This window comes from Nocardia sp. NPDC005825 (assembly GCF_040630175.1).
Lineage (GTDB): Bacteria > Actinomycetota > Actinomycetes > Mycobacteriales > Mycobacteriaceae > Nocardia.
In genome coordinates, this window is the sequence record NZ_JBEXXC010000011.1 from 161038 (window position 1) to 182298 (window position 21261).

The 21261-nt window shown below is 70.1% G+C and carries 18 protein-coding genes; 12 read left to right on the forward strand and 6 right to left on the reverse strand.

What is annotated here, in order from left to right; all coding sequences use genetic code 11:
- Positions 1–71: 71 nt before the first annotated feature.
- The 3 genes from ABZ382_RS27395 to ABZ382_RS27405 are packed head-to-tail and all read right to left on the reverse strand — an operon-like array spanning position 72 to position 4839.
- Positions 72–2522 carry a tetratricopeptide repeat protein gene (locus tag ABZ382_RS27395; RefSeq protein ID WP_357094428.1) on the reverse strand — a complete coding sequence of 817 codons (2451 nt, stop codon included), beginning with the start codon at positions 2520–2522 and terminating at the stop codon, positions 72–74.
- 2 nt (positions 2523–2524) lie between these two features.
- Complete coding sequence (locus ABZ382_RS27400) at positions 2525–3511, reverse strand: transporter substrate-binding domain-containing protein (RefSeq protein WP_357094431.1); 987 nt, start codon at positions 3509–3511, stop codon at positions 2525–2527.
- Positions 3508–4839, reverse strand: a complete 1332-nt coding sequence (locus ABZ382_RS27405; protein WP_357094434.1) for a hypothetical protein — start codon at positions 4837–4839, stop codon at positions 3508–3510. The genes ABZ382_RS27400 and ABZ382_RS27405 overlap by 4 nt, the downstream gene beginning before the upstream one ends.
- Before the next feature lie 133 nt (positions 4840–4972).
- Here ABZ382_RS27405 and ABZ382_RS27410 point away from each other — a divergent pair, with 133 nt between their 5' ends.
- Together ABZ382_RS27410 and ABZ382_RS27415 are read left to right on the forward strand one after the other, a co-directional pair.
- Positions 4973–5647, forward strand: coding sequence for an NUDIX domain-containing protein (locus ABZ382_RS27410; RefSeq protein WP_357094437.1), 675 nt, complete (start codon positions 4973–4975; stop codon positions 5645–5647).
- A 3-nt stretch (positions 5648–5650) separates the two neighbouring features.
- Positions 5651–7834 (forward strand): molybdopterin-dependent oxidoreductase, encoded by a 2184-nt coding sequence (locus ABZ382_RS27415; RefSeq protein WP_357094440.1) that lies wholly within the window; start codon positions 5651–5653, stop codon positions 7832–7834.
- A 19-nt stretch (positions 7835–7853) separates the two neighbouring features.
- On the opposite strand, the gene ABZ382_RS27420 is transcribed toward ABZ382_RS27415, so the two are convergent.
- Together ABZ382_RS27420 and thiE are read right to left on the reverse strand one after the other, a co-directional pair.
- Entirely contained in the window at positions 7854–8237 is a 384-nt protein-coding gene (locus tag ABZ382_RS27420) for a hypothetical protein (protein ID WP_357094443.1), read from the reverse strand.
- Positions 8238–8375: 138 nt separating this feature from the next.
- Positions 8376–9074 carry a thiamine phosphate synthase gene (gene thiE, locus ABZ382_RS27425; RefSeq protein WP_357094446.1) on the reverse strand — a complete coding sequence of 233 codons (699 nt, stop codon included), beginning with the start codon at positions 9072–9074 and terminating at the stop codon, positions 8376–8378.
- A 132-nt stretch (positions 9075–9206) separates the two neighbouring features.
- Here thiE and thiO point away from each other — a divergent pair, with 132 nt between their 5' ends.
- The 6 genes from thiO (at position 9207) to ABZ382_RS27455 (ending at position 14463) form a co-directional block, all read left to right on the forward strand.
- Positions 9207–10274, forward strand: coding sequence for a glycine oxidase ThiO (thiO, locus tag ABZ382_RS27430; RefSeq protein WP_357094449.1), 1068 nt, complete (start codon positions 9207–9209; stop codon positions 10272–10274).
- Entirely contained in the window at positions 10271–10483 is a 213-nt protein-coding gene (gene thiS / locus ABZ382_RS27435) for a sulfur carrier protein ThiS (protein WP_357094452.1), read from the forward strand. The genes thiO and thiS overlap by 4 nt, the downstream gene beginning before the upstream one ends.
- Positions 10476–11240 (forward strand): thiazole synthase, encoded by a 765-nt coding sequence (locus tag ABZ382_RS27440; RefSeq protein ID WP_357094455.1) that lies wholly within the window; start codon positions 10476–10478, stop codon positions 11238–11240. The genes thiS and ABZ382_RS27440 overlap by 8 nt, the downstream gene beginning before the upstream one ends.
- Positions 11241–11359: 119 nt before the next feature.
- Positions 11360–12304: an ABC transporter ATP-binding protein gene (locus ABZ382_RS27445; protein ID WP_357094458.1), complete on the forward strand. Its 945-nt coding sequence runs from the start codon at positions 11360–11362 to the stop codon at positions 12302–12304.
- The gene (locus ABZ382_RS27450; protein WP_357094460.1) at positions 12304–13122 is read left to right on the forward strand and encodes an ABC transporter permease; all 819 of its coding nucleotides are present in this window, start codon (positions 12304–12306) and stop codon (positions 13120–13122) included. Before ABZ382_RS27445 ends, ABZ382_RS27450 begins: the two co-directional genes overlap by 1 nt.
- Positions 13123–13602: 480 nt before the next feature.
- Positions 13603–14463, forward strand: coding sequence for an adenylate/guanylate cyclase domain-containing protein (locus ABZ382_RS27455; RefSeq protein ID WP_357094671.1), 861 nt, complete (start codon positions 13603–13605; stop codon positions 14461–14463).
- Here ABZ382_RS27455 and ABZ382_RS27460 read toward each other — a convergent pair whose 3' ends face one another.
- Positions 14464–14622, reverse strand: a complete 159-nt coding sequence (locus ABZ382_RS27460) for a hypothetical protein (RefSeq protein ID WP_357094463.1) — start codon at positions 14620–14622, stop codon at positions 14464–14466.
- A 168-nt stretch (positions 14623–14790) separates the two neighbouring features.
- On the opposite strand from ABZ382_RS27460, the gene ABZ382_RS27465 reads away from it, so the two are divergent.
- From ABZ382_RS27465 to ABZ382_RS27480, 4 genes are read left to right on the forward strand one after another with little or no spacing between them, the layout of a single operon-like run.
- A complete protein-coding gene (locus ABZ382_RS27465) occupies positions 14791–16506 on the forward strand; it encodes an acyclic terpene utilization AtuA family protein (RefSeq protein WP_357094465.1) in 1716 nt (571 codons plus the stop codon).
- A gap of 5 nt (positions 16507–16511) precedes the next feature.
- The gene (locus ABZ382_RS27470) at positions 16512–17660 is read left to right on the forward strand and encodes an acyl-CoA dehydrogenase family protein (RefSeq protein WP_357094674.1); all 1149 of its coding nucleotides are present in this window, start codon (positions 16512–16514) and stop codon (positions 17658–17660) included.
- Positions 17657–19261, forward strand: coding sequence for a carboxyl transferase domain-containing protein (locus tag ABZ382_RS27475; protein ID WP_357094468.1), 1605 nt, complete (start codon positions 17657–17659; stop codon positions 19259–19261). Before ABZ382_RS27470 ends, ABZ382_RS27475 begins: the two co-directional genes overlap by 4 nt.
- 8 nt (positions 19262–19269) lie before the next feature.
- A complete protein-coding gene (locus ABZ382_RS27480; RefSeq protein ID WP_357094471.1) occupies positions 19270–21258 on the forward strand; it encodes a biotin carboxylase N-terminal domain-containing protein in 1989 nt (662 codons plus the stop codon).
- Positions 21259–21261: the final 3 nt, after the last annotated feature.

Below are 21261 nucleotides of genomic sequence, written 5' to 3' on the forward strand. Positions count from 1 at the left end.
ACTTGGTCTCAGGCTGCCCTCGAGACCGCCGCGGGCGGCACGGGACTCCTCCGGATTCCTGAGAACGGTTGTCAGAACCAGGATTTGGCGCGCACCGCGTTGGCCAGGTCCACCAGCGCGTACCGGTGAGTGCGTTCGGGCGCGGACCGGGCCAGCCCTCGCAGCCCCGTTTCGATGCCGCGCCGCAGATCCCGCTCTGTGAACGGCGACCCGAACAGCGTGGAGCCGGCCGACTTCGGCATGTTGCCCGCCTGCACCCAGCCCAGCGCGATGCCCATCGACAGGATCCGCAGTTGCACCGCGCGCCCCTCGCCCGGCGGCAGGTCCTGTACGCGCGCCGCCGCCACCTGGAGGGTCGACTCGTCGAGTTCCGCGGCCGGAGCACAGGTCAGCAGCATGAGGATGGCCGTCATCCGGGCTTCCGCGTAATGCCGGGAGGCGGGCGGCACCTGGTCGAGGGCGTGTACCGCGGCGGTGATGTTCCCGGCCGCCGCGAGCTGCCGGGCCAGACCGAACGCGGCGCTCACCACGCCCCGGTCGGTGCGCCACACGGTGGCGTAGTAGTTCTCGGCGTAGGAGCGCCATTCCTCGGGGTCCGGCGAATCCCAGTGCTGGAGTATGAGTTCCGCGGTGGCGGCGAGCGCCAGCTTGGGCGCGATCTCGCCGGGCAGCGCCTCCAGCACCGCGTCGAAGCGGGCGAAGGCGCGTTCGTACTCCAGTTCGAGCAGTTCGGTGAGCCCGAGATACCAGTCGATGCGCCAGTCCCAGGCGGGCGGCTCGGGTTCGTCGGTGAGGCGGGCCAGCAGCATGCGCGCGGCCGCGGGCTCGTTCAGGTCCAGGTGCGCGCGGGCCTCGGCGAGGGTGACCTCCAGTTCGAGGGTCTCGGGCGCGCCGCCGGGTTCGGCGGCCCCGCGCTGGCGGGCGTGCCGCAGCTCCTCGAGCGAGTGCCGGGGTTCGGGGTGGGCCGCGCCGGCCAGCAGCGGCGCGGACGGGTCGGCCGGATCGATGATGGGCACCGGCAGCGCGGCCACCACGTCACCGGGTCGCAGCAGGGTGCCGCGGCCGACGCCGTCGATGATGCCGTCGGTCTGGGCGATGAGTTCACCGGTGCCGAAGCTGGTGCGCGGTGGGCTGAACAGCGTCGACAGCTGCGGATGCTCGTTGCCGGTCTCGGCGGCCAGGATCTCGCGCAGCACGCCGGTGAGCTGGGCGGCCAGCACGCGCGCGGACGGGAAGCGGCGATCCGGATCGGGGTCGGTGGCGCGCAGCAGCAGCCGGTAGAGGAACGGATGCTGGGCCAGCATCGGCTCGTCCTTGGGATCCGGGATGCCGTCGACGTAGGCGCCGCGCTCCATCGGCAGGTGCAGGGTGAGCACGGCGAGCGCGCGGCCGACGGTGTAGATGTCGGAGGCCACGGTGGGCCCGGTGTGCGCGATCTCGGGGGCCTGGAATCCCCTGGTGCCGTACAGGTTTCCGTACGCCTCGAACTGGCTGACCGCGCCCAGGTCGATGAGCTCCACCCGGTCGCTGGTGATCATGATGTTGTCCGGCTTGAGGTCGTTGTAGGCCAGCCCCACCGAATGCAGATAGTCCAGGGCCGGAAGAATTTCCAGCAGGTAGGCGATGGCCACCGAGACCGGCATGCGGGCGGGCGCGTAGTGGTCGAGCAGGTGGCGCAGCGGGTGCCCGCCCACGTACTCCATCACGATGTAGCCGATCGGCGTCCCGTCCGGACCCGGATGCTCGACGAAGTTGTGGATCTTCACGATGCTCGGGTGCACCACTTCGGCGAGGAACTGCCGTTCGGCCAGCGCGACCGCCTGTGCTTCGGCGTCACCGGCGTGCAACAGGCCCTTGAGCACCACCCAGCGGTCGCTGACATTGCGGTCGATGGCCAGGTAGATCCAGCCGAGGCCGCCGTGCGCGATACAGCCCTGGATCTCGTACTGGCCCGTCACCCGGTCGCCGGGGTAGAGGGAGGGCCGGAAATCGTAGGGGGCGCCGCAGGTTTGGCAGTCGCCCGCCGTGGTGGACGGCAGCGTCGGGGTGGCCCGGCCGACCGGTTTGCCGCAGCGCCAGCAGAAGCGGCGGCCCTCGGCGACCACCGGATCGTCGAGCACCGCCTTCTCCGGATCCACCGGCTCCACGGTCGGGATCGGCACCAGGCCCGCGCCGAGCCGCCGCACCACCGGGCGCGGACGGGCCATGCGCGCGGTGCGCTGGGACGGCCGGGTGGGGGTGCGCGGTTCGCCCTCGGAGACCGGAACCTCTTCCGCCGGGGAAACTTCCGGTTCGTCCTCGATGCGCGGTGCGCGCTGGGTCATCTCGGTGCGCGGGGTGGCCTGGGTGGCGGCGGGCCCGTCCGGCTCGACGGCGTGGCGTGCGCGTTCGCCCGGTGGGGGCGCCTGCCGGGTGGTGACCTCGGTGCGGGCGGGCCAGTGCGGTCCGACGCTGGTGGCGTGGGTCGGGACGCCCTCGGCGTCGCCGCGGTCGGGGTGCTGCGGATCGGACGGAGTGCTCATCGTCAGTCCTGATACCTCGGGGGCGGCGGGATGGCGGCGTCGCCGAGTTCGGCGCTGAGCCAGCGGCGGTAGAGCCGGTTCCAGGTGCCGTCGGCGCGAATGCGTTCCAGCGTGCCGTTGACGAAGCGCACCAGATCGTCGGAGCCCTGCGAGATTCCGATGCCGTACTGCTCGGTGCTCAGGTTGGGCCCGACCACCTCGATGGCCGGATCCTGCTGGGCCAGCCCGGCCAGCACGGTGTCGTCGGTGCTGATCGCGTCGACCTGCCGCTGCTGCAGCACCACCAGGCAGTCGGCCCAGCTGGGGACGGTGAGGATGGAGACGGCGGGCTGGGTGCGCCGCACCAGGTCCAGGGAGGTGGTGCCGCTGACCACGCACAGCCGCTTCCCGGCCAGGTCGGTGAGTCCGTTGATACCGGAATTGCGCACCGCCAGCACGCGCTGGTGCGCTTGGAGATACGAGGTGGAGAACGTGACCCGTTGCCGCCGTGCGCAATTGATGGTCATCGTCTTGACCACGACGTCGACGGTGTGTTCCTGCAGCGCCTTCTCGCGGTCGGCGGAGCCGAGGATCCGGTATTCGATGGCGCCCGGATCGCCGAGCAGGTCGCGGGCCAGTTCCCGGGCGATCTCCACGTCGAAGCCAGCCAGCGCCCCGGTGGTGGGGTCGCGGAAGCTGAAGAGGTTGCTGCCCGGGTCCAAGCCGACCAGCAGTCGGCCCCGGGCCCGGATGGCGTCGAGCGTCGGCCCGCTGCGCACGCCGGTGGGGCGCAGGCTGGCGGTGGGGTCGCCGCAGTCGGTCACCTCGGGCGGCGGGGTGGCCTGCGGCTGGGCCGCGACCGCGCCGGAGGGCAGCGGTGGTTCGACGTAGCTGGGGACCCGGGTCGAGGGCGCGGGCGGGGGAGGGCTGTTGTCCCCGCAGGCGGCGGTGGCGGCCACGGTCGCGGCCAGGGCCGCCACGGCCAGGAAGCGGACCGGTCGGCTGGTCATCGGTACTCCCGCAGTCGCGGCCAGAGCCCGACCGCGATCAGCACGGCGGCGGCGGTGCTGAGCACCAGCGCGCCGGGGCCGAGCAGATCCAGGGTGCGGGCGGCGTGGGATGTGTCGGCGCGCAACTGGTTCCGGGTGTCGGCGATGCCGTCGCCGAGCGCGCGGTCCAGGGCGTCGGTCTGGGCGGCGGCCTCGACCGCGCCCGGCCCGGTGGCCACCGCGGCCGCGCCGATGAAGTCGCCCTTCGAGAGGGCGTCGTTCATCCGCTGGTGAGCGGCCCGCCAGCGGTCCAGAGCGGCCGCCGCGACCTTCACGTCCCCGCTGCCCGGCGCGTCGGATCGGTAGCCGGACAGGATGTTCCGCAGTTTCTCGATGGCCTGGTCGTAGGTGCGGTCGTAGTCCGCGCTGGTGTCGCGGCGCACCAGTTTCAGGGTTTCCGCGGTGCGGGCCTGCTGGGCCAGGATGCGGCTCTCGGTGAGCGCGGTCGTCGGCACGCTGCCCTTGTCGCGGGCGTGGGTGGTGTCGACCGCGGAGATGAAGCCCGCGATCACCGTCCAGGACAGCAGCACCACCATGGTCGCGGTGGCCAGCAGCAGCCCGAAGTTCAGCACCCGGTGCCAGCGCCGGAACAGGAGCAGCTGGGCCGCGATCAGCGCCGCCACCGCCAGCAGCGGCAGCAGGATGGCGGGCCACGGCGGTCGCACGTGATTGCGCTGGGTCTCGGTGATGGCGGCGGCCCGGTGCTCCTGCAGTTCCTGCGCCATCGGCAGCACCGACTTCTGCATGAGGTTGGAGGCCTCGCTCAGATAGGCCGCGCCGACCGGCTGCCCACTGCGATTGTTGGCCCGCGCGGTCTCGACGATGCCGGTGTAGACCGGCAGCCCGGTCGCGATGCCGGTGCGCAGTTGCGCGTCGGTGTCGGCGTCGCCGCCGGTGGACTGCACCACCAGTTCGGCGGCGGCCTGGCCGACGGCCTGGTTGTAGCGGTCGCGGACCGGCTTCGGTTCCAGCCCACCGGAAATGAAGGCGGTGCCGGCGGAGGCGTCGGCCACCGACAGCGAGGTGTAGAGCCGCTGCGCCGAGTAGGCGTCGGGTTCGGACTGGTCGAGCAGGACGTCGAGCGCGTGTTGCCGATCGGTCACCGCGGTGGCGGTGACCATGCCCGCGGACACGCACAGGGCGAGCAGAACCAGCCCGACCGCGATCAGCTTCGCGGGCGACGATTCGGCGAAGGCGCGCAGTTCAGTGGTAGCGAACCGTTCGCGCCACGCTGCCGCGGCGGCGCGCGGGGAAAGCTCGTCCAGCCTCAATTCCTCGGCTCGAGCCATCCTCACCTCCCACTGACCGAAATCGAACGACCGACTTGTTCCTGCCGGATGAGCTTATTGTGGACGTACCGCCGCCGTGACGCGGGAATCCCCGTGGTAGTTCTCGGCGCGGTCGGACGATGGGATTGCGAAGATGCGTGGTGACGGCGACGGGTGGGCGGAGAGCTCGGACGGCACCCGCCAATGGGGTCGTTTCGGGGCTGCCGGATTGTTGCTGCGCGCCCCGCTGGCCGATGGTGGTTCGGCAGTGCTGCTGCATCACCGGGCCGCCTGGACCCATCAGGGCGGCACCTGGGCGCTGCCCGGCGGCGCCCGCGACTCGCACGAGACCAGCGTCCACGCCGCGGTCCGCGAGGCCGAGGAGGAGGCGGGCATCGCGTCCGGCTCGATCCGGGTGCGGGGTTCCCGGGTGACCGCGACCGCGCCCAGCGGCTGGACCTACACCACGGTCATCGCCGACGCCGCCGACCGGCTGCGCACCCGCGGCAATCTGGAGAGCCAGGATCTGGTGTGGGTGCCCGAGGACGAGGTCGTGGACCGGCCCCTGCACCCCGGATTCGCCGCCGCCTGGCCCACCCTGCGCGCCACCCCCACCCGGGTCAGCCTGGCCGGGATCAGTGACAGCGGCGCGGTGGCGGCCGCGTTGCCGCGCACCCTGGATCTGGCCGAATTGGGTTTCCTGTGGCTGCACTCCGCCGGCGACGGGACCGGCCGCACCGCCCGGATCGGGACCGCCGAACCCGGCCTGGAACAGACCGATTTGGCCGGAAATGTGTTGTTCCTCACTCTGGATCAGGTGTTGTCTTGAGGCGTGAGCACGCGCGAGCTTCCCACGTACTGCCGGATCTGTGAGCCGCTCTGCGGCCTGATCGCCACCGTCGAGGACGGCAGGCTGGTGCGGTTGCGCGCCGACAAGGACCATCCGCTCTCCCGTGGCAATGCCTGCCCGAAGGGCATCGCCTTCACCGAGATCCAGAACGACCCGGACCGGGTGCTGTATCCCCTGCGGCGCACGGCGTCCGGTGAGTTCGAGCGGGTGTCCTGGGATACCGCGCTCGACGAGATCGGCGTGCGGCTGCGCGCGCTGATCGGTGAGCACGGAATCGACAGTCTCGGATGGTATTTCGGCAATCCGTCCACCTTCTCCTACTCGCACACGTTGTGGATGGTGGGTTTCCAGCTGGCCGCCGGGCTGAAGCACGTGTATTCGGCGGGCTCGCAGGACATCAACAACCGCTTCGTGGCCAGCGAACTGCTCTACGGGTCCGCGACCTCGGTGCCGGTCCCCGATCTGGACCGCACCGGCTTCCTGCTCATGCTGGGCGCGAATCCCCTTGTCTCGCACGGCAGCGCGATGAGCGTTCCCCGGGTCCGCGACAAGCTGACCGGGATCACCAAGCGCGGCGGCCGGGTGGTGGTGGTCGATCCGCGCAAGACCGAGACGGCGAAACTCTTCGAGCACGTCGGTATCCGGCCCGACGGGGATGCCTGGCTGCTGGCCGCGCTGCTCCAGGTGATCTTCGCGGAGGGCCTCCAAGACGAGCAGGCGCTCCGCCGTCAGGCGCGCGGCGTCCGCGAATTGCGCTCCGCCGTCAGCCGTTTCACCCCCGAGGCGACCGCCGGGATCACCGGCCTGGACCCCGATCTCGTCCGCGCCCTGGCCCGTGATCTGGCCCGCGCCGACTCCGCCGCAGTCTACGGTCGCACCGGCACCTGCCTGGGTCGCCACGCCACCCTGGTGGCCTTCCTCGTCGACTCGCTCGCCCTGGTCACCGGCAATCTCGACAAGCCGGGCGGCAGCGTCTTCGGCAAGGAGCTGGTGGCGGTCTCCGAACTGAGCGCCCGCCTGGGGTTCGCGGGCTACGGCCGCAACCACTCCCGGGTCGGCGGATTCCCCGACGTCCTGGGCACGTTCCCCGCCGCCGTCATGGCCAAGGAGATCACCACCCCGGGCCCGGGCCGCCTGCGCGCCCTGTTCACCTCCGCGGGCAATCCGGTCTCCTCGGTCCCGAACGGGCGCGAACTCGCCGCGGCCCTGCCGGAACTGGACCTGTTCGTCTCCATCGACCTCTACATCAATGACACCAACCGCATCGCCGACTACGTCCTCCCCGCGACCACTTTCCTCGAACGCGACGACATCCCGCTCCCGTTCACCGCGCTCTCGCCGACCCCGTACACCCAGTACACCGAGCGGGTCGTCGAACCCTACGGCGAGGCCCGCGAGGAATGGCGGATCATCGACGCTATCGCCACCCGAATCGGCGTGCAGCCCTTCGCGGTAGGCCCCGCCCGCCCGCTCGGCCGCGCGCTGAGTTCGGTGCGCCGCCGCATACCCGGCCTGGCGTCGGCCCGTCCGACCCCGCCGCTCCTCGCCGATCTGGCCCTGCGCACCGGCCCCTACGGCGACCGTTTCGGTCTCCGCCGCGACGGCCTAAGCCTGCGCATGCTGCGCCGCCACCCGCACGGCGTGGTCCTGGCCGACAGCATCGCCACGGGCGTCCTGCGAAACATCGTGCGCCACAAGGGCAGCCGCGTCCGCCTCGACCCCGACGAGATCATCATCGAACTCCGCACCCTCACCGACCGCCCCGCCGACCCCACCTACCCCCTGCGCGTGATCGGCCTCCGTGAACTCAAGTCCCACAACTCCTGGATGCACAATGTCGAACCCCTCATGCGAGGCGACCGCGAACACGCCGCCCGCATCAACCCCAAAGACGCCGCGGTAGCGGGCATCTCCGACGGCGACCGCTGCCGAGTAACCTCCCCCCACGGCTCCATCGAAGTAACGGCCCGCCTCACCGAAGATCTCACCCCCGGCGCCATCGCCATCCCCCACGGCTGGGGTCACACCGGCGGCTGGCACCGAGCCAACGCCGCCGGTGGCGCCAACGTGAACGACCTGATGTCAACCGATCTCGCCGACGTAGAACGCCTGGCAGGCATGGCCAACCTCAACGGCATCCCGGCCCGCCTGGATCCGGTGAACTGACCGCGAATGTCGCGGCGTGTCAGCCGGCGCTGCCGCTGCCGATCTGTTTCGGTTCGCCGCTGCCGGTGGAGAGGAAGGTGGCGGAGAGCTGGGTGTCGCCCTGTTTGACGGTGACGCTGTGGACGCCGGCGGCGAAGAGGGGGATGCTGGCCCAGTAGTGCTTGCCGTCGATGGTGACGGGGGTGGCGGGGCTGCCCGGCATGAGTTTGCCGTTGTCGTAGAAGTACACGGGGGCGGTGCTGTCCACGTCCGCGGCGAGGTTGGATTGGGCGTCGCTGACCTGCTGGATCCAGATGCGGGTGACCGACGCCTGTGCGGGCGCGGCCGTGATGACACTGCCGACCGCGGTGGCGGTCAGCAGTAGCGCGCCGAATCCATTGCGTACCACAGAACTTGCGAGCATTGGCAACCTCCGGAGGATGCGGCGATCGGGCTGATCGCCATCGCAGCCGAACCTAGGCGATATCCGGATCGTTGAAATGCCGCCAGTTCCAATGGCACGACGGAAGTTCGCGCCACCCGACAGCACTCGAGATCCGTGTTACCGGTCGTTCTCCAGGATTCGCTGCTTGATCGCACGGGCGGCGGCTTGGGGGTTGTCGGCGGCGGTGATGGCTCGGACCACGACGATGCGGGTAGCGCCGGCGGCGAGGACTTCGGGGAGGGTGTGCTCGTCGATGCCGCCGATGGCGAACCAGGGGCGGGTGGGGTGGGAGTCCGTGGTGGAGCGGACGAAGTCGAGGCCCGCGGGGGTGCGGCCGGGTTTGGTGGGGGTGGCGTAGACCGGGCCGGTGCAGAAGTAGTCGATGTGTTCGTCGATGGCGGCCAGGCCGGCTTGGGCGCGGTTGTGGGTGGAGCGGCCCAGGACCACGTCGGGGCCCAGGATCTGGCGGGCGTACCAGGGTGGGAGGTCGCCCTGGCCGAGGTGGAGGACGTCGACGCCGGCGGCGAGAGCGATGTCGGCGCGGTCGTTGCAGGCGACCAGGGCGCCGTGGCGGCGGGCCACCGCCTTCAGTTCGGCGAGGGCGGCGAGTTCGGCCTTCGCCTCGAGCGGGCCGAACTGCTTCTCACCGGCGGAACCCTTGTCACGGAGCTGGATGATGTCGACGCCGCCGGCGAGGGCCGCGTCGGCGAAGTCCGCCAGGTCGCCCCGGTCGCGGCGGGCGTCGGTGCACAGGTAGAGCCGCGCGGTCGCGAGGCGTTCCCGTGGGGTGGCGGGCCGGTTCGGGTGGGGTTGCACAGGGGTGACGGTAGTCGCGCTACGGTTGTCGGGTCGAAACGACCCGAGGGAAGCGCTTTTCCTCGCGGCCGATGTTTCGCATCGGATATATGCGGGTCCCCGAGAATGCGGGGACGAGTTAGGCGGATTCACATGCGGACTCTGGCCGTCGTCGGCGGCGGTGTGATCGGACTGTCGGTGGCCTGGCGGGCCGCCGGAGCGGGCTGGACCGTCACCCTCTTCGACCCGGCCTCGGGTACCGGATCCTCCTGGGTCGCGGGCGGGATGCTCGCGCCGCTGTCGGAGGGCTGGCCGGGGGAGGACGCGGCCCTCGCGTTCGGTGCCGCCTCGCTGGTCCGCTGGCCCGGGTTCGCGGGTGATCTGAAGGCCGTCACCGGGACCGATGTCTTCGTCGCCGACGCCACCCTCACCGTCGCCCTGGACGCGGCCGACGCCGCCGACCTGCGCACCATCGCCGACTGGGTGAACGCCCGCGGCCACGAGCTGAGCCTGCTGGATCGCGCGGGCGTCCGGGCGGCCGAGCCGAGCCTGGGCCGCGGCGTGCGCGCCGGACTGCTGGCCGCCGCCGAACCCGCCGTCGACAACCGGGCCCTGGTGAACGCGCTGAAATTCGCCTGCCTCGAGGCCGGGGTCGAGTTCCGCCGGGAGCGGATCGAGGACCTGGCGGCGCTGCCGCACGATCGGGTCGTGCTGTCCGCGGGCGCCGCCTCCGCGCAGCTGTGGCCGGGCCTGCCGGTGCGTCCGGTGAAGGGTGAGATCCTGCGCCTGCGCCGCCGCCCGAGCGCTCCCGCCCCGCCCAGCCGGGTGATCCGGGCCCGCGTGCACGGCCGCCCCATATATCTTGTGCCGAGGGCTGACGGGATCGTCCTGGGTGCAACACAATACGAAGTCGGGTTCGACAACGCCGTCACTGTCGCCGGCGTCCGGGACCTGATCACCGATGCCGAGGCCGTGCTGCCGGGCCTGGGCGAATACGAGTTCGCCGAGGCCGTCGCGGGTTCGCGTCCCGGCTCGCCGGACAATCTGCCGTTGATCGGATACCTCGACGACAAGGTGATCGTGGCCGCGGGCCACGGCCGCAACGGCATCCTGGACACCCCGGTCACGGCGGACGCCGTACTGGCCCTGCTCGCCGACACCGAGCTGCCCGAGGCGCGAGCCGCGGACCCGCACCGTTTCATCTCAGGAGGAGTTCGATGACCGCAATTCCGGTCGGCGTCACCGTCAATGGTGAGGACCACGTGTTCCCGGCGGAGCTCACCGTCCGCGAGCTGCTGGAGCGCCTGAACCTGCCGTGTCAGGGCGTGGCGCTGGCGATCGACGGCGCGGTCTTCCCGAAGTCCCGCTGGGACGAGCCGGTGGGCCGCGGCTGGGAGATCGAGGTGCTGACGGCGGTGCAGGGTGGATAGCGCGGTCGAGCCGCTGGTCATCGCGGGCCGCGAGTTCGGTTCGCGCCTGATCATGGGCACCGGCGGCGCGGAGAACCTGGCCGTGCTGGAGGAGGCGCTGCTGGCGTCGGGCACCGAGCTGACCACGGTCGCCATGCGCCGGGTGGACGCCGCGGGCGGCACCGGCGTGCTGGACCTGCTGAAGCGACTGGAGATCGCCCCGCTGCCGAACACCGCGGGCTGCCGCACCGCCGCCGAGGCCGTGCTCACCGCCCAGCTGGGCCGCGAGGCCCTCGAAACCGATTGGGTGAAGCTGGAAGTCATCGCCGACGAGCGCACCCTGCTCCCGGATGCCATCGAATTGGTGTCCGCCGCAGAGCAATTGGTGGACGACGGCTTCACGGTGCTGCCCTACACCACCGACGACCCGGTGCTGGCCAAGCGCCTCGAGGATGTCGGGTGCGCCGCGGTCATGCCGCTGGGTTCGCCGATCGGCACCGGCCTGGGCATCGGCAATCCGCACAATATCGAGATGATCGTGGCCGCCGCGGGCGTCCCGGTGATCCTGGACGCGGGCATCGGCACCGCCAGCGATGCCGCACTGGCCATGGAACTGGGCTGTTCGGCGGTGCTGCTGGCGACCGCGGTCACCCGCGCCCGTCAGCCCGCGGTGATGGCGGCGGCCATGGCTCGCGCGGTGGAGGGCGGCTGGCTGGCCCGCCGGGCGGGTCGCATCCCGAAACGCTTCTGGGCGCAGGCTTCCTCGCCCGGTTTCTGATTGCCCGGTCCGCGGCCTGAACCCGGAGCCGGGTCCGGGCCGTAATCATCCCCGAGGATGAGCGACGCGCGACCTTTTAGCGATAGTGCGCGCTCACGACATGGGGAAGACTGGGCAGCATGATCGAACTGAGAGGCCTGACCAAACATTACGGCCAGACCGTCGCGGTGTCGGATCTGTCGTTCACGGTCCGTCCGGGGCAGGTGACCGGCTTTCTCGGCCCGAATGGGGCGGGCAAGTCGACCACCATGCGCATGATCCTGGGGTTGGACACCCCGACCTCGGGGACCGCGCTCATCGACGGCAAGCCGTACCACGACCTGAAACGTCCCCTCGACACCGTCGGCGCGCTGCTGGACGCGAAGTGGGTGCACCCCAATCGTTCCGCGCGCTCGCATCTGCGCTGGATGGCCGCGTCCAACGACATTCCGCTGTCCCGGGTGGAGGAGGTGCTGCGCCTGGTCGGCCTCCACGAGGTGGCCGGGAAGAACGCGGGCGGCTTCTCGCTGGGCATGTCGCAGCGGCTGGGCCTGGCGGGCGCGCTGCTCGGCGACCCGCAGGTGCTGCTGTTCGACGAGCCGGTGAACGGCCTGGACCCGGAGGGCATCCTCTGGATCCGCCGTTTCATGCAGCGGCTGGCGTCGGAGGGCCGCACCGTGCTGGTGTCGAGTCACCTGCTCTCCGAGATGGCGCAGACCGCTGAGCATCTCGTCGTGATCGGCCGCGGGCGGCTGATCTCCGACACCTCCACCAAGGATTTCATCGAGAAGGCGTCGGAACAGTCTGTGCGCGTGCGCAGTCCGCAGCTGGATCAGCTGCGCAGCCTGCTCACCTCGAACGGCATGACGGTGCGCGAGGACGGCGCGGAGGCGGACGGCCCGGCGCTGATGGTGGCGGGTGTGACCAGTGACGCGGTCGGAAAGCTGGCCGGGGCCAATGACATCACGCTCTACGAGCTGTCCCCGCAGCGCGCGTCGCTGGAGGAGGCGTTCATGCGCATGACCGGTGGTGCGGTGCAGTACCACGGCGAAGGCTTCGATCAGGTGATGGGAGGTGGCCTCTGATGGGAGTGCTCACCGCGGAACGAATCAAACTGACCTCGACCAAGTCGCCGGTGTGGTGCACGGTGCTGCTGGCGGTGTTCGCGCTGGGGATCGCCGCCCTGTTCAGCCTGGCCTTGAACGCGTCGTGGCGGGTGTTCCAGGACCAGCTGGCCGAGGGCAAGATGCACCCCTCGGACGCGCCGTACGCGGAGAACTCGATCGCGGGGCTGGGTATCACGGGTCTGGCGCAGGGTATGCCGGGCTTCGGCTACCTGATGGTGATGATCCTGGCGGCGCTGGCGGTCACCAGTGAGTACCGCTTCGGCACCATCAAGACGACCTTCCTCGCGACCCCCAGCCGGACCACCGTGCTGCTCACCAAAGCGGGCCTGATTGGTGTTGCTATGGGTTTGCTGAGTTTGGTGCTGACCTTCCTCGGCTTCTTCATCTTCAAGGCCATGGTCACCCACGACGCGGGCGCCCACCTCAGCCTCACCAGTGGTGACCTGCGGGTCTTCTACGCCGTCCCCATCTTCATCCTGCTCATCGTCTTCCTGGCGGTCGGCGTCGGCACCCTGATCCGGCAGTCGGCGGGCGCGCTCTCGCTACTGATCGTGTGGCCGGTGATCCTGGAGCCGATGGTCGGCGCGTTCGGCAAGGTAGGCCGTGAAATTCAGGTGCTGCTGCCCTTCCAGAACGCGGGCCTGTTCCTCGGAACCGTGGACGAGAAATCCGAGTATTGGCATTGGGGTCCTTGGGGTGGTCTCATCTACTTTGCGGCCTTCGTCGCAGTCGTGTTCGGAGCCGCTCTCTTCGTGGTGAACAAACGCGATGCCTGACTCGTGTTACGAGTGATATAGACCCTGCCCGGGGAGCCGCCGGCCACTGCCCGGCACGGCGGCGCGCATCGGCCCGATACGGATTCCGTATCGGGCCGATGTCATTCGGCGGGGTGGTTCATACCGGGCCGAAAGTGTGGTCCAGCTAACGTTTGATTCGGGCCGTGGTGGTGTGGCGCGTTGTGCTGGACGGTCGGTAGCATCGGTTCAGCAACCAAAACACTCAAACCTTCGGCGGGTCCAACGATGTGGCCGCTAGCACCGATCGGGAGGTGTCCGGTGGCAATCGTTGATCCATCCCATGACGGAGCGCTGGGATACGCTCTGGGCGTGAGCGAACGACCCTCCGACGGCGGAGACCGCGCCAAAGACGCGAACCGCACGGACGGACTGGGGACCGATCGCAACCGCTCGCGTGACGCGGGCGGGAACCGGGGGCGGGACCAACCGCGTATCGACCCGGATGTGGTCATCCCGCTGATCCCCGCAGAACTCTCCGAGGACCCGGAGGACCCGGACGAGCTCGATGGGCAGCCGCGCCGCCGCGGCCGCTTCCCGGGCCAGCTCTCGGCCCTGGTCAATGCCGCCAATCAGCGCGGCGACATCATCGGCGCCATCCGTAAGGCGCGCGAGAATCTGCCCGGTGACCCGGGTTTCGGCGATCCGCTCTCGGTCTCCGGGCCGGGCGGGGTGCGCGCGGTGGCCCGCGCGGCGGACAAGCTGGTCGGCGATTCGCCCAGCGCCGCACGCGAATTGGGGCTGGGCGCGCTGCAGGTGTGGCAGGCCATGCTGGAGCGGGTCGGCAAGGGCCGCGGCAGCGACGAGATCACCATCATGTTCACCGACCTGGTGGCCTTCTCGAGCTGGTCGCTGGCGGCGGGCGACGAGGTGACCCTGGACCTGCTGCGCCGGGTGGCCAAGGCCATCGAGCCGCCGATCGTGGATCGGGGCGGTCAGGTGGTCAAGCGGATGGGTGACGGCGTGATGGCTGTCTTCCCGTCCGCGGACCGGGCCGTACGAGCCGCCATCGCGGCCAAGGAGAATCTGTCCGCCGTGTCGGTGGACGGCTACCGCCCGCAGATGCGCCTGGGCCTGCACACCGGCAGCCCCCGCGAGATCGGCGGCGACTGGCTCGGCATCGACGTGAACATCGCGGCTCGCGTCATGGAGGCGGGCGGCAATGGCAACACCATGCTCTCGGGTGCCACCCTGGACGCCCTGAAGCCGGAGACCCTGGAAGAACTCGGCCTGGGCGTGAAGCCCTACCGCCGCAGCTTCTTCGCAGCCCCGCTCAGCGGCGTCCCCGAAGACCTGCGCATCTTCCGCCTCGAAGCGGAATAACTAGTTCGCCATCCACAGGATCGCGCCCACGGCCGCGAGCACGCCACAGACGGCGAGTGCCACGGCCAGTGGGCGCGAGGTCTTGAACAGCGAGTACGCGCCGCCGAAGAGGAATCCGGCGAGGGCGAGCAGGATGAGCGCGCTGACGTCTGTGGACACCCGTTCAGTCTGCCTGACGGTTGCTCGCGCCCCGGTACCCGGCCCTGACCGGGCTTTTTCGCAAATAACAAGCACGCGGGCTTGATTTTTTCTGCTCCTGATGTGACCCTGTAACCGACCGCAGCACCGAGGCTGCGCCGGCTTCGGGCGCACACAGGGAGGCCCTTCATGAGTCAGCTCGCCGACACTCCGGATCTCATCCGGATCGGCAACTGTTCCGGGTTCTACGGCGATCGCATGAGCGCCATGCGGGAGATGCTCGAGGGCGGTCAGCTCGACGTGCTCACCGGCGACTATCTGGCCGAGCTCACCATGCTCATCCTGGGTCGCGACCGCATGAAGGACGAGAACCTGGGCTACGCCAAAACCTTTGTGCGGCAACTGGAGGACAGCCTCGGGCTGGCCCTGGAGTCGGGCGTCAAGATCGTCGCCAACGCGGGCGGCCTCAACCCGGCGGGCTTGGCCCAGCGGGTGCGCGAGGTCGCCGAAAAGCTCGGTCTCGCACCGAAGGTCGCGTACGTGACCGGTGACGACCTGCTCGCCCGCGCCGGGGAACTGGGCCTGGGCGCACCGCTGACCGCCAACGCCTATCTGGGCGCGTGGGGCATCGCCGAATGCCTGACCGCCGGCGCGGACATCGTGGTGACCGGCCGGGTCACCGACGCCTCCGTGGTGGTCGGCCCGGCGGCCGCGCACTTCGGCTGGGCCCGAACCGATTACGACGCCCTGGCCGGCGCGGTGGTAGCGGGTCACGTCATCGAGTGCAGCACCCAGGCCACCGGCGGCAATTTCGCCTTCTTCACCGAGATCGCGGATCTGGGCCGCCCCGGCTTCCCGATCGCCGAGGTGCGCCGCGACGGCAGCAGCGTCATCACCAAGCACGAGGGCACCGGCGGCGCGGTCACCGTGGACACGGTGAAGGCGCAGCTCATGTACGAGATCCAGAGCGCGCGCTACGCGGGCCCGGACGTCACCACCCGCCTGGACAGCATCCAGGTGAGCCAGGAAGCCCCTGATCGGGTGCTGATCAGCGGCGTGACCGGTGAGGCCCCGCCGCCGCGGACCAAGGTGTCCACCAACACCATCGGCGGCTTCCGCAACGAAATGCAGTTCATCCTCACCGGTTTGGACATCGAGGCCAAGGCCGCGCTGGCCCAGCGTCAGCTGGAGTCGTGGCTGACGGTGCGTCCCGCCGAACTGGACTGGACGCTGGCGCGGCTCGACCGCCCCGACGCCGATACCGAGGAGCAGGCCAGCGCGCTGCTGCGCTGCGTGGTCCGCGACCCCGACCCGAACAAGGTGGGGCGCGCGTTCTCCAGTGTCGCGGTGGAATTGGCGCTGGCCAGCTTCCCCGGCTTCTCGCTGACGGCCCCGCCCGGCAATGGCGGTCCGTACGGCGTGTTCACGCCGGGATACGTGGATTCCAAGGAGATCCCGCACACCGCCGTGCTGGCGGACGGCTCCGAGGTGGCGATCGCGCCCGCCGGGGAAACCCTGGAACTGGACGTGGTCGCGGAACCCGCACTGCCGCAGCCGCTTCCGTCGGGCGCCACCACCCGCGCACCGCTGGGCGCCATCGCCTTGGCCCGCAGCGGCGACAAGGGCGGCAACGCGAATATCGGCGTCTGGGTGCGCACCGACGAGCAGTGGCGCTGGCTGGTCCACACCCTGACCGTCGAGGAGCTGCGCCGCCTGCTGCCCGAGACCGCCGACCTGCCCGTCACCCGGCACGTGCTGCCGAACCTGCGGGCGCTGAACTTCATCGTCGAGGGCCTGCTCGGCGAGGGCGTGGCCTATCAGGCCCGCTTCGATCCTCAGGCCAAGGGGCTCGGGGAATGGCTGCGAGCCCGGCACATCGAGATTCCCGTGGAGCTGCTGCCATGAGTTACGTGAGTCCCTGGAACACCCCCGAGCGTCGCGAACTACGCGCCACCGTCCGCGGTTTCGCCGAGCGCGAGGTGCTGCCCTACCTGGACGACTGGGAGCGTGACGGCGAGATCCCGCGGGAGCTGCACAAGAAGGCGGGCGCGCTGGGCCTGCTGGGCATCCAGTTCCCGGAGTCCGCGGGCGGTTCCGGCGGTGACGCCATCGACGCCGCCATCGTGGCCGAGGAGATGCACTACGCGGGCTGCTCGGGCGGCCTGTTCGCATCCCTGTTCACCTGCGGTATCGCGGTGCCGCACCTCATCGCCTCCGGCAATGCCGAGCACATCGAGCGCTGGGTGAAGCCGACGCTGGCGGGGGAGAAGATCGGCTCGCTGGCCATCACCGAGCCGGGCGGCGGTTCCGATGTCGGGCACCTGCGTACCGCCGCGGTCCGCGACGGCGACGACTACATCGTGAACGGCTCCAAGACCTTCATCACCTCCGGTGTGCGCGCCGACTACGTGGTGACCGCGGTGCGCACCGGCGGTCCGGGCGCGGCAGGTGTGTCGCTGCTGGCGGTGGAGAAGGGCACGCCCGGTTTCACGGTCAGCCGCAAGCTGGAGAAGATGGGCTGGCTGGCGTCCGACACCGCCGAGCTCTCGTATGTCGACGTGCGGGTGCCGGCCTCGAACCTGGTGGGTCCGGAGAACAGCGGATTCGCCCAGATCGCACAGGCTTTCGTGAGCGAGCGGGTGGGCCTGGCGGTGCAGGCGTACGGTCACGCGCAGCGCTGCCTGGACCTGACCCTGCAGTGGACCCGCGACCGGGAGACTTTCGGCCGCCCGCTGATCAGCCGCCAGGCGGTCCAGAACACGCTGTCGGAGATGGCCCGCCGCATCGACGTGGCCCGCGTCTACACCCACGTGCTGGCCGAGCGCGCCGCGCAGGGCGAGACCGATCTGATCGCGGAGGTCTGCTTCGCCAAGAACACCGCGGTGGAGACCGCCGAATGGGTTGCCCACCAGGCGGTGCAGCTGTTCGGCGGCCTGGGCTACATGCGCGAGTCCGAGGTCGAGCGGCATTACCGCGATGTCCGCATCCTCGGCATCGGCGGCGGCACCAATGAGATTCTGACCAGCCTCGCGGCCAAGCGATTGGGGTTCCAGTCTTGAGTATTCTGCGCACATCCGTGGACCCGAGTTCGGCGGAGTATCAGGCCGCGGCCGAGGCGATGAGCACCAAGCTCGCCGAGGTCGAGGTCGAGTACGCCAAGAACATCGCGGGCGGTGGCCCCGACAAGATGGCGCGGCACCGCAAGCGCGGCAAGCTGACCGCGCGCGAACGCATCGAACTGCTCATCGACGAGGATTCGCCGTTCCTGGAGCTGGCCCCGCTGGCCGCCTGGGGCAGCGACTTCCATGTGGGCGCGAGCGTGATCGCGGGCATCGGCATCGTCGAGGGCGTCGAATGCATGATCGTCGCGCCCGACCCGACGGTGCGCGGCGGCACCTCGAACCCGTGGACGCTGCGCAAGACGCTGCGGATGAACGACATCGCGCTGGAGAACCGCCTGCCGTGCATCAGCCTGGTGGAGTCGGGCGGCGCGGATCTGCCGACGCAGAAAGAGGTCTTCGTCCCGGGCGGACGCATGTTCCGCGACCTGACTCGGCTCTCGGCGGCCGGGATCCCGACCGTCGCACTGGTTTTCGGCAACTCGACGGCGGGTGGCGCGTACATCCCCGGCATGTCGGACTACACGGTCATGATCAAGGAGCGCTCCAAGGTGTTCCTGGGCGGCCCGCCACTGGTGAAGATGGCCACCGGTGAGGAGTCCGACGACGAATCGCTCGGTGGCGCGGAAATGCACGCGCGCGTGTCGGGTTTGGCGGACTACCTGGCCGTCGACGAGCAGGACGCGATCCGCTTGGGCCGCTCCATCATCAAGCGCCTGAACTGGTCCAAGCAGGGTCCGGCCGCGCGCCCGCTCACCGAGGTGATCGAGCCGATCTACGACCAGGACGAGCTGCTCGGCATCGTGCCGGGCGACCTCAAGATCCCCTTCGACCCGCGCGAGGTCATCGCCCGCGTGGTGGACGGCTCCGACTTCGACGAGTTCAAGCCGCTCTACGGCTCCAGCCTGGTCACCGGGTGGGCCGAACTCCACGGCTACCCGGTCGGCATTCTCGCCAATGCCCGCGGCGTGCTGTTCTCGGAGGAGGCGCAGAAGGCCACCCAGTTCATCCAACTGGCGAATCAGTCGAATACGCCACTGCTGTTCCTGCACAACACCACCGGCTACATGGTCGGCAAGGAGTACGAGCAGAAGGGCATCATCAAGCACGGTGCGCAGATGATCAACGCGGTCTCGAACTCGAAGGTCCCGCACATCTCGCTGCTCATGGGCGCGTCCTACGGCGCAGGCCACTACGGCATGTGCGGTCGCGCCTACGACCCGCGCTTCGTATTCGCCTGGCCCAGTGCGAAATCCGCCGTCATGGGCGGCGCCCAGCTGGCGGGCGTCATCTCCATCGTGGGCCGGGCCGCCAATGAGGCGCGCGGCATCCCGTTCAACGAGGAGCAGGACGCCGGGCTGCGCGCCATGATCGAGGCGCAGATCGAGGCCGAATCGCTGCCCATGTTCATGTCGGGCCGCCTCTACGACGACGGCGTCATCGACCCCCGCGACACCCGCACGGTATTGGGAATGGCCTTGTCCGCCATCCACAATGCCCCGATCAAGGGCGCCGAGGGCTTCGGCGTCTTCCGGATGTGAGGCCAGACATGGAGATTTCGAACGTTCTGGTCGCCAATCGTGGCGAGATCGCGCGGCGCGTGTTCGCGACCTGTCGCCGGATGGGTATCGCCACGACCGCCGTCTACTCGGACGCGGACGCCAACGCGCCGCACGTCGCCGAGGCGGACGCGGCGATTCGCTTGCCGGGCAACACTCCTGGCGAGACCTACCTGCGCGGTGAGCTGATCATCGAGGCCGCACTGGCCGCCGGCGCCGACGCCATCCACCCCGGCTACGGATTCCTGTCCGAGAACGCCGAATTCGCGAAGGCGGTACAGGCCGCCGGGCTGACCTGGATCGGCCCGCCGGTCGCGGCCATCGAGCAGATGGGCTCCAAGGTCGAGTCCAAGAAGATGATGGACGCCGCCGGTGTCCCGGTGCTGAAGCAGCTGGACCCGGCCGAGGTCACCGCGGACATGCTGCCCGTGCTGATCAAGGCGTCCGCCGGTGGTGGCGGCCGCGGTATGCGCGTGGTGCGCGATGTGGCCGAGCTGAACGATCAGATCGAGGCCGCGCAGCGGGAAGCCCAGTCCGCCTTCGGTGATCCGACCGTGTTCTGTGAGCGCTACCTGGAGACCGGCCGCCACATCGAGGTGCAGGTCATGGCCGACACCCACGGCACCGTGTGGGCGGTCGGCGAGCGCGAGTGCTCGATCCAGCGCCGCCACCAGAAGGTCGTCGAGGAGGCCCCGTCCCCGCTGGTCGAGAAGATCGACGGGATGCGGGTGCGGCTGTTCGAGGCGGCCCGGCTGGCGTCGGAGGCCATCGGGTACGAGGGCGCGGGCACCGTGGAATTCCTCGCCGACGAGAAGGGCGACTTCTTCTTCCTGGAGATGAACACCCGTCTCCAGGTGGAGCATCCGGTCACCGAGCAGGTCACCGGCCTGGACCTGGTGCGCCTGCAGGTGCAGGTGGCCGCCGGTCGCCCGCTGCCCACGCGGCAGCCGGAGATGCGGGGCCACTCCATCGAGGTGCGGCTCTACGCCGAGGACCCGGCCCACGACTGGCAGCCGCAGTCCGGCGCGGTGCACCGCCTCGACATCCCCGGCACCCTGGGCGAATTCACCGTGCTGACCGAGCCGGGCGTGCGCCTGGACACCGGCATCGTGGACGGCTCGGTGGTGGGCGTGCACTACGACCCCATGCTGTCGAAGGTCATCTCCTTCGCCGAGACCCGCGACGAGGCCGCGCATCTGCTGGCTTCCGCCTTGCAGCGGGCCAAGATCCACGGCCTGGTCACCAACCGCGATCTGCTGGTGCGCGTGCTGCGGCATCCGGCGTTCCTGGCGGGCGACACCGACACCGCCTTCTTCGCCACCCACGATCTGGAGAAGCTGTCCGCACCACTGGTTTCCGAGGCGGACGAGCAGCTGTCCATCGTGGCCGCCGCGCTGGCCGAGGCCGCCGCGAACCGGCGCACGGCCCGGATCGGCGGCGGTCTGCCCAGTGGCTGGCGCAACCTGCCGTCGCAGGCGCAGTCCAAGTCCTACGAGTCCCGCCTGACCGGTCGCCACGACGTGCGCTACCGGATCACCCGGTCCGGCCTGGAGGTCGAGGGCCACGAGGGTCTCGAATTGCTGGAGGCCACACCGGATCTGGTGATCCTCCAGGTGCCCGGTGAGCGCGGCCCGGTGCGCCGCCGGTTCGAGGTCGCCCGCTACGGCGATCTGGTGACGGTGGATTCCCCGCTCGGCCCGGTGGCGGTGCGCCGCCTGCCGCGCTTCGAGGATCCGGCCGACCAGGTGGCCGAGGGCTCGCTGCTGGCCCCGATGCCCGGCGCGGTCATCCGGCTGGGCGCGGCCGCCGGCGACCGGGTCGAGAAGGGGCAGCCGATCCTCTGGCTGGAAGCCATGAAGATGGAGCACACCATCGCCGCCCCCGCCGCGGGCGTGCTCACCGAATTGAACGTTTCCGCCGGCCAGCAGGTCGAAGTCGGCACGGTGCTCGCCGTCGTCCACAGCGAAGATCAGGAGTAGGCA